This is a genomic window from Streptomyces sp. (assembly GCF_050698815.1).
Taxonomy (GTDB): domain Bacteria; phylum Actinomycetota; class Actinomycetes; order Streptomycetales; family Streptomycetaceae; genus Streptomyces.
The window spans coordinates 1-8,132 of record NZ_JBOHCV010000238.1 but is presented as its reverse complement, the minus strand read 5'-3'; the positions used below and the strand labels follow the sequence as shown (position 1 = coordinate 8,132).

Here is an 8,132-nt window from a genome sequence, read left to right as displayed (position 1 = left end):
GGCATGACGGTCAGAGGCCGCTCCGCCGTGCCGGGCGATCGAGGCCCCGGTCCACAGGTCGAATTCCAGGCCGAGAGGGGTACATGACGGGAGTTGTTCTGTCATGCTCATGCTCTGCGAGCCCGATGTGGTTCCGGTTCGGGCCCGCCTCACCCCCCACGGAGGTACAGGAAAAATGCGTCGAAGACTCACTGCCGGTGTCCTCGTGTCGTCCGCTGCCGTGCTCGCGGTCATGGGCTCGGCCACCACGGCCGTCGCCGACCCCGGCGACAAGCCCCAGGTTCTCGCCGGATGGACCCAGACCGACGGCGGCAGCCAGAACGCCTTCCTCGCCGCCCGGGCCGACCAGGGCTCCTGGGCCGCGTACAACTTCGACTGGTCGACGGATGTCTGCTCCTCGTCACCTGACAACCCGTTCGGCTTCCCCTTCGAGAACGGGTGCATCCGCCACGACTTCGGCTACCGCAACTACAAGGCGCAAGGCACCTTCGAAGCCAACAAGTCCCGGATCGACAGCGCCTTCTACGAGGATCTGAAGCGCGTCTGTGCCGGCTACAGCGGCGCCACCCAGGCGTCCTGCAACGGGCTGGCATGGACCTACTACCAGGCCGTCGTCATCCTGGGCGTCGAGAAGGGCAGCCCGGTGGGCTGAGGAGAAACCGGCTGATCGGTCCGGCATCCGACCCGGCCCTCTCCTGACCCGCACGCGGGACGCCGCTCCGGCGGCGTCCCGCTCCTGCGGCGTCCGCGCCGGCTCTGCCCCCGCGCCCGCCCATGGCCGGCGGCGCTGACCCGCCCCGGGGCATTTCCGCCGAATGTGCTGATCCTGCCCGTCGGCGGGGAACGTTCACTCCGGAGCGGAGCGAAGGAGGCGGGCGGGCCATGGTGTGGACGGGGTCGCGACGGACCGTGCTGATGACGGCGGGACTGTCGCTGCTGGCGGGCTGCGGCGGGGAAGGGGAGGGTGAGCGCTCACTCTTCACCGGCGAGCAGGGCGTGGGCGAGAAGGTGCTCGCCGTCAAGATCGACAATGTGCCGGCCGCCCGGCCGCAGACCGGACTGGACAAGGCCGACATCGTCTACGTCGAACAGGTCGAGGCGGGCCTCACCCGCCTGCTGGCCGTCTTCGCCTCCCGGTTCCCGGCCACCGTCGGACCGGTACGCAGCGTCCGCGAGTCCGATCTGGAACTCCTGCGCCAGTTCGACCACCCCGCGCTCGCCTATTCCGGCGTCCAGTCCAGGCTGCTGCCCAAGGTGGAATCCGCGCCGCTGACCGCGCTGACGCCCGGCCGGCTGTCCGACGGGTACGTACGCGAGCCGGACCGTTCCGCTCCGCACAACCTCTATCTGCGCGCCGCCCGTGCCGAGCGGGCCGCTTCCGACGTGTCGGCGCCCCGCGACATCGGCTTCCGTTTCGGCTCCGCACCGAGCGGCGGCCGGCAGGCGGAGGAGCGAACCGTCCGCTATCCGGCCGCCCGCGTCTCCTTCTCCTGGTCGGAGGGGAAGCGGCGTTGGCTGGTCTCGATGGATGGCAAGCCGGCCCGTACGAGCGGGGGCGGGCGGCTGGCCGCGGCCACGGTCGTCGTGCAGTACGTGAAGATCCGCTCCTCCCGGTACGGCGACAGGTCGGGCGGCGTCTCTCCGTACACCGAGACCGTGGGTGCGGGCCGGGCGCTGGTGCTGCGCGACGGCAAGGAGTACGACGCCCGTTGGCGACGTGGGAAACCCTCGGACGGCACCTCCTTCACCGACGACGACGGTCGGCGACTGCCCTTCGCACGCGGGCCCGTGTGGGTGGCACTCGCGCCCGCGGACTGACTGCCGTGTTCGCCCTGCTTGCGAACACTGACGCCAGAAAGACCAGTTGAGACGTTTCGGCAGTATTTCGGCGAGGGTGACGGTCCGCTTTTCGATCTCGCGGACCGGCCGGGATTTCGTTCCTTCCCGTAATGGATCGTCATCCGCGCACGAGTTCTCGGGCCCGGTCCGTGAGCCCGCCACCGGAATTGCTCCAACGGATGTGCGAGGTCGTGGAGTTGGTGCGCGGAGTGAATGCAGGACACGGCATGTTCCTCTTCGGTATACCAACGGGTAAACGTGCCCGTGTGCCGCTGGATATGGAGGACGGTCAACCGCATGTGAAATTCCTGTGTTAGCGTCCATCGCCCCGAGCAACCAGGCGAGAGGACGCCCCGTGGGACAGATGCATCACTTCACCTATGGATGGCTGACGCCAACGTTGTCTTTCGTGATGGCGTGCGTCGGATCGGCGCTCGGTCTGCGCTGCACCGTTCGCGCACTCGCCGCGACCGGGAGGAGCCGGCGCAACTGGTTGCTGACCGCCGCGCTCGCGATCGGTTCGGGCATCTGGACCATGCACTTCATCGCCATGCTCGGCTTCGGAGTCTCCGGCTCCGCGATCCGCTACAACGTGCCGCTGACGGTGCTCAGCCTCGTGGTCGCCGTTCTCGTCGTGGGCGCGGGCGTCTTCACGGTCGGCTACGGCCGTTCGCGCGCGCACTCCCTGCTGCTGGGCGGTCTGGGCGCCGGGCTCGGCGTCGCCGCCATGCACTACATCGGCATGGCCGCGCTGCGGCTCCACGGCGGCGTCGGCTACGACCCGCTGCTGGTGGGCCTGTCCGTGCTGATCGCCGTGGCCGCCGCCACCGCCGCGCTGTGGGCGGCGCTCACGGTGTACGGCACGGCCGGCGCCACCGTCGCCTCGCTGGTCATGGGACTCGCCGTGAGCAGCATGCACTACACCGGCATGGCCGCCGTCGACGTCCGGTTGACGCCGGGCCAGGCCGCGTTGCCGGGTGCTACGGCCACCGAATTCATCTTCCCGCTCACCGTGGTGCTGGGCTCCTTCCTCTTCCTGACCTCCGCCTTCGTCGCACTGTCGCCGACCGCGCAGCAGCGCGCGGAGTCCGAGTCCGCCGTGCGGCGCCTGCACGACGTCGAGGCGCACGGCGCCGAGGCCCCCGCCTCCTGAGCCGGCGCCCGGTCCACCACCTACATGCCCTTCACACCTGATCGAGGAAGTATGCGTGCCAACCACGCGTCGGCCGGGAGCAGGCACGACGACCCGAAGCCCTCGCCCGGGAGCGGACCGGGGCATGTGCGGCCGCGCGAGCCGCAGGCGCCGCGGTACGGCCCGTGGTCACTGGTGCCGGACCGGCTGCGCCCCAAATCCGTGCGGGCGAAGATCGTTTCACTTCTGATGGTCCCCGTCGTCTCGCTGATGGCCCTGTGGGGCTTCGCCACGGTCACCACGGCGCAGAACGTCTCGGACCTCACCCGGTTCAAGGAGGTCAACGCGACCCTCCTCGCTCCGGTCGGCGCATACGTCACCGCGGTACAGGCGGAGCGCAGCGCCGCGGCGCGCTACTTGGCGCACCCCGACCCCTCCCGCCTGGACACCCTCAACACCCGCGGCAAGGCCACCGACGCCGCCGCCGCCGACCTGCGGCGCGGTGTCGGCGCCAGCAGCACCGACACCGCCGCGCTCAGCCCCGAACTCCCCGCCCGCACCGACCGGCTGATGGACTCGGCGGGCAAGCTGTCGTCCCTGCGGAAGCGGATCACCGGGGAGAAGACGAGCCCGGACGACGCGTACACCGCGTACACCGGCACGATCGACCGCGGCTTCGCCGTCGGCGGCGCGCTGACCGGCATCAGCGTCTCCGGCTCGGGTGCCGACCGGTACCGGGACTCCGAGGTCGCCTCCGAGGCACGCGTCGTACAGGAACTCGCGCGCGCCCGGGAGATGATCGCCCTTACGGACGCCATCGTCGGCGGCTCCCATGCCGACGGGCGGATGAGCGCGGACCGTTACCGCGAATTCGTCGGCGCAACGGCGTCCGGGCGGACGCTGATGAAGGCGGCCGTGGACGACCTGCGTCCGTCCGACGAAGCGGGCTACCGGGCGGTCCTGCGCGGCGAGCGGTATCAGGAACTGCGCGCCTTGGAGCGCGCGATCGAAGTGGCGGGGCCGGGGCGGTTGTCCGGCGGTGACACAGCCGCAGGCTCCGCGGTGAAGTGGGACGAAGCCGCCGGCTCCGTCCTGCAGGATCTGCGCCGGGCCGAGACCGCGGCGGGCACGACGGCCGCGGACAAGGCGGACCCGCTCGCGTTCGACGTGTTCGGACGGTCGGGCATCGCGGTGGTCCTGGGCCTGATCGGCGTGCTGCTCTCGCTGCTGATCTCGATGCAGATCGGCCGCGGCCTCGTCGTCGAGCTGGTCGGCATGCGCAACTCGGCCCTGGAGCTGGCGGGCCGCAAACTCCCCGAGTCCCTGCGGCGGTTGCACGCGGGCGAAGAGCTGGACATCGACGCAGAGGCGCCGGTGCGGCGGCGCGGAGAGGACGAGATCGGGCAGGTCGGCTCGGCCCTGAACGCCGTGCACCGGGCCGCGATCAAGGCCGCCGCCGAACGGGCCGAGGCGCTCAGCGGGATCTCCGGTGTGTACGTCAAGCTTGCCCGGCGCAGCCAACTGCTGCTGCACCGCCAGCTCGGCCTGCTCGACACCATGGAGCGGCGCGTCGAGGACCCCGCCGAGCTGGAGGACCTGTTCCGGCTCGACCACCTCACGACGCGGATGCGGCGGCACGCCGAGAGCCTGATCATCCTCTCCGGCGCCGCGCCGGTCCGCGGCTGGCGCAAACCCGTGCCGGTGCTCGACGTGGTACGCGCGGCGGTCGCCGAGGTCGAAGACTTCGCCCGCGTCGAGGTACGGGTCCCCGAGGGCTTCCGGATAGCCGGCGCGGCCGTCGCCGACCTCACCCACCTCATCGCCGAACTCGTCGAGAACGCCGTGGTCTTCTCTCCCCCGCACACCAAGGTGCGGGTACGCGGCGAAGGTGTCGGATCCGGCCTCGCGCTGGAGATCGAGGACAGCGGTCTCGGCATGAGCCGGCAGGCGCTGGCCGAAGCGAACCGCAAGATCGCGGAGGCCTCCCAGGTCGACCTGCTCGACACCGACCGGCTGGGCCTGTTCGTGGTCAACCGGCTCGCGCATCGCCGCGACATCCAGGTCTCGCTGCAGCAGTCGGCGTACGGCGGTGTCACGGCCGTCGTGCTCATTCCGGAGGAGCTGCTCGAGAGGGGCGTACCGCAGGAGTCCGGACAGCCGGAACGGCCCCCGGCGGCCGAGGAGTTCCGGACCGTTCCGGCCCGGCACGGCGCGTCGCTCCCGGCTCGTGCCCGCTCCCGCTCCGGACCCCACCCGGCGCCCCACTCCGCGCCCGCGGCCCCGCTGCCGGACAGCGTCCTGGCCGCGGCGGCCGGCCAGGGCCCGGCCCAAGTCCCCGCCCAGGCCCCCGGCTCCCAGGAAGGGCACCCCACCGGTGAGCCCGCTCCGCTGCCCCGGCGCGTACGGCAGACGCATCTCGCACCGCAGCTGCGCGACGCCCCGGCCCCGGACCCGGCCCCTCCGCAGCGCGCCGCCGGGCACCCCGCGGACCTCGCGGACCCCGCCACCGCCGCCACCACGACGACGACCGCGACCACCACCCCCGGGCGCTCTCCGGAACGCGCCCGCGCCACCATGGCGGCGCTCCGCACCGGCTGGCTGAGCGGAAGCGGGGCGGACCGGGGGGCGGACCCGGCGACGGACCGGGCCGCGGCGGGGGACGAACAGCCGCCGCCCGCACCGGAATCGACGACGACCGAGATCCCGTCACGAGGAGATGAAGCTTGATGCCCGGGACGATGGAATCCGCCGGTGAACTCAACTGGCTCTTGGACGAGCTGGTTTCCCAGGTGCCGCGCATCCGGCACGCCGTCGTGCTCTCCGGCGACGGCCTGCTCATCGGCGCCTCCGGCGACCTGAAACGGGACGACGGTGAGCACTTCGCCGCCATCGCGTCCGGTTTCCACAGCCTGGCCAAGGGCGCGGGGCGCCACTTCCAGGCGGGCCAGGTGGTGCAGACGATGGTCGAGCTGGAGGGCGGGTTCCTCTTCGTCGCCTCGGCCGGTGAGGGCTCCTGCCTGGCCGTGTTCACCGACGCGGACGCCGATGTCGGCCTGGTCGCCTACGAGATGGCCCGGCTGGTGAAGCGGGTGGCCGAGCACCTCGGGGTGCCGTCCCGCGCTGCCGCTGACGCACCCGTCCAGGAGTGACCCGGCCGCCATGACCGACATCCCCAGTCAGTGGTTCGGCGACGGGCCGGGGGAGCCCGCGCCGGCCTCCACCCCTGAGTGGTTCGACGACGACGCGGGACCACTGGTACGCCTCTACGCGATGACCGGTGGCCGCGCCCGGCCGACCAGCGAGGTCTTCGACCTGATCGCGGTCATCAGCGCCGGCGAACCGAACGAGGACGCCCCGGCGCTCCCTTCGCCCGAGCACGCGTCGATCGTCGCGCGCTGCCGGGCCGTGCCCACGTCCGTCGCGGACATCGCCGCCGACTCCGGCCTGCCGATCGGGGTGGTACGCGTACTCCTCGGCGACCTGCTGGACGCCGGGCGCATCCAGGTCAGCCGCCCCGTGCCCGCTGCGGAGCTCCCCGATGCGCACATCCTTGAGGAAGTGATCGATGGACTCCGTGCACTCTGACGAGCGTCGGCAGGGCGAGAGCGAGGGCCAGGGCGAGGGCGAGCGCGGGCCCGGGCCCGGGCCCGCAGTGTCGCTGAAGATCCTGGTGGCGGGCGGGTTCGGCGTGGGCAAGACCACCTTCGTCGGGTCGGTGAGCGAGATCCGCCCCCTGCGTACCGAGGAACGGCTCAGCGAGGCGGGGCGCCCGGTGGACGACCTCGACGGCGTCGAGGGCAAGACCACCACCACCGTCGCCATGGACTTCGGGCGGATCACCTTCCGTGAGGACCTGTCGCTGTACCTGTTCGGCACACCCGGACAGGACCGGTTCTGGTTCCTGTGGGACGAACTGGTGAACGGCGCGCTGGGAGCCACAGTGCTCGCCGACACGCGGCGCCTGCAGGACTGCTTCCCGGCCTGCGACTACTTCGAGCGCCGGGGCATCCCCTTCGTCGTCGCGGTCAACTGCTTCGCAGGCTTCCACACCTACGCCCCGGAGGACGTCAGAAGCGCTCTCGACCTCGACCCGGACACGCCGGTGCTGCTGTGCGACGCGCGGGAGCAGGATTCCGCCAAGGAGGTGCTGATCGCCCTCGTCGAGCACGCGGGCCGCGTCTACGGCGCCCCGAAGGCGGGCTCCGCCTAAAGGCGGGCTCCGCCTAAGGGCGCGGGGCGGGAGCGGGACCGAATCCGGACGTCAGAAGCCGCCGCCCCCGAAGTCCCCGCCGCCGAAGCCGCCACCACCGAAATCGCCGCCGCCGAGGTCCCCTCCGCCGACGTCGCCCTCCCCGCCGTCGCCGAACTCCGATCCGTACGCCCCGGGCACCATCGCGTTGCCGAGCAGCGTGCCGATCAGCAGCCCCGGCAGGATGCCGCCGCCGAAGTAACCGCCCGCCCACGGTCCGTACACGGGACCCGCCTCCCAGTACGGCCGGCGTCCGTCCGGTGTGTCGACGGTGCGGGCCATCGGTTGCGCGTTGTCGGCCAGCCGTGCCGCGTCCGCCGCGCAGACCGGCACGGTACGTTCCGCGCCGCCGGGCGGTGCCCACCGCACGTCCTCGGCGGACGGGCCGTGACGCGGATCGAAGAAGCACGGCATCCGGCGTACGGGCAGCGGCTTGCCGTCCCGCCTGGCCTCCAGCGTGGCGAGCACGAAGCGGCCGTCCTCCAGCGACTCGGTGACGGGTTTGACGTCTGCCGGGCGTCGGGCCGCGTCCATCTTCCGCTTCGCCTGGTCGTACGCGTCCAGGGCGTGGGTGTAGTCCCGGCGCATGGCGTCGTCGGACCCCGGGGCGGTCGGCTCGAAGCCGATCCGGTCCAGATTCTCGCCGAACGCGGTGATGTCCTCGTCCACCACCGGACGCAACGTCTCCAGCCCGGCCCGTTCCCGCTCGGCCTGTTGCCGCCGTGCGCGACCGCGGACGAGGAGCCCGCCGCACATTCCGATCAGGATCAGCCCCAGCAGCACCAGCAGGACGGCGCCGCCACCCGTCCTCTCCGGGGCGGCGGTGTACCAGGAGCCGGCGCCCGCGCTCACCGCCCCCGCCCCCGGCGCCACCGTGACCGACAGCACGAGGAGGGTGGCCACCAGCAGGAG

Annotated in this window: 7 protein-coding genes and 1 pseudogene; 7 read left to right on the top strand and 1 reads right to left on the bottom strand. The window is 72.0% G+C overall.

All coding sequences use genetic code 11. From position 1 onward, the window contains the following. The first annotated feature begins 175 nt into the window (after positions 1–175). From ACRDP3_RS08835 to ACRDP3_RS08805, 7 genes are all read left to right on the top strand, one after another. Positions 176–652 carry a phospholipase gene (locus ACRDP3_RS08835; protein ID WP_431516301.1) on the top strand — a complete coding sequence of 159 codons (477 nt, stop codon included), beginning with the start codon at positions 176–178 and terminating at the stop codon, positions 650–652. 230 nt (positions 653–882) lie between these two features. Further along, entirely contained in the window at positions 883–1,818 is a 936-nt protein-coding gene (locus ACRDP3_RS08830) for a DUF3048 domain-containing protein (RefSeq protein ID WP_431516300.1), read from the top strand. A gap of 385 nt (positions 1,819–2,203) precedes the next feature. Next, positions 2,204–2,992: an MHYT domain-containing protein gene (locus ACRDP3_RS08825; RefSeq protein WP_431516302.1), complete on the top strand. Its 789-nt coding sequence runs from the start codon at positions 2,204–2,206 to the stop codon at positions 2,990–2,992. A gap of 51 nt (positions 2,993–3,043) precedes the next feature. Beyond that, on the top strand, positions 3,044–5,698 hold the full coding sequence (locus tag ACRDP3_RS08820) for a sensor histidine kinase (protein WP_431516299.1): 2,655 nt from the start codon (positions 3,044–3,046) through the stop codon (positions 5,696–5,698). After that, positions 5,698–6,120 (top strand): roadblock/LC7 domain-containing protein, encoded by a 423-nt coding sequence (locus ACRDP3_RS08815; RefSeq protein WP_431516298.1) that lies wholly within the window; start codon positions 5,698–5,700, stop codon positions 6,118–6,120. The genes ACRDP3_RS08820 and ACRDP3_RS08815 overlap by 1 nt, the downstream gene beginning before the upstream one ends. A 10-nt stretch (positions 6,121–6,130) precedes the next feature. Beyond that, positions 6,131–6,556, top strand: a complete 426-nt coding sequence (locus tag ACRDP3_RS08810; protein ID WP_431516297.1) for a DUF742 domain-containing protein — start codon at positions 6,131–6,133, stop codon at positions 6,554–6,556. After that, positions 6,537–7,181, top strand: coding sequence for a GTP-binding protein (locus tag ACRDP3_RS08805; protein ID WP_431516296.1), 645 nt, complete (start codon positions 6,537–6,539; stop codon positions 7,179–7,181). Before ACRDP3_RS08810 ends, ACRDP3_RS08805 begins: the two co-directional genes overlap by 20 nt. A gap of 51 nt (positions 7,182–7,232) precedes the next feature. On the opposite strand, the pseudogene ACRDP3_RS08800 reads toward ACRDP3_RS08805, so the two are convergent. Beyond that, a pseudogene (locus ACRDP3_RS08800) lies at positions 7,233–8,132 on the bottom strand (hypothetical protein); the annotation flags it as partial.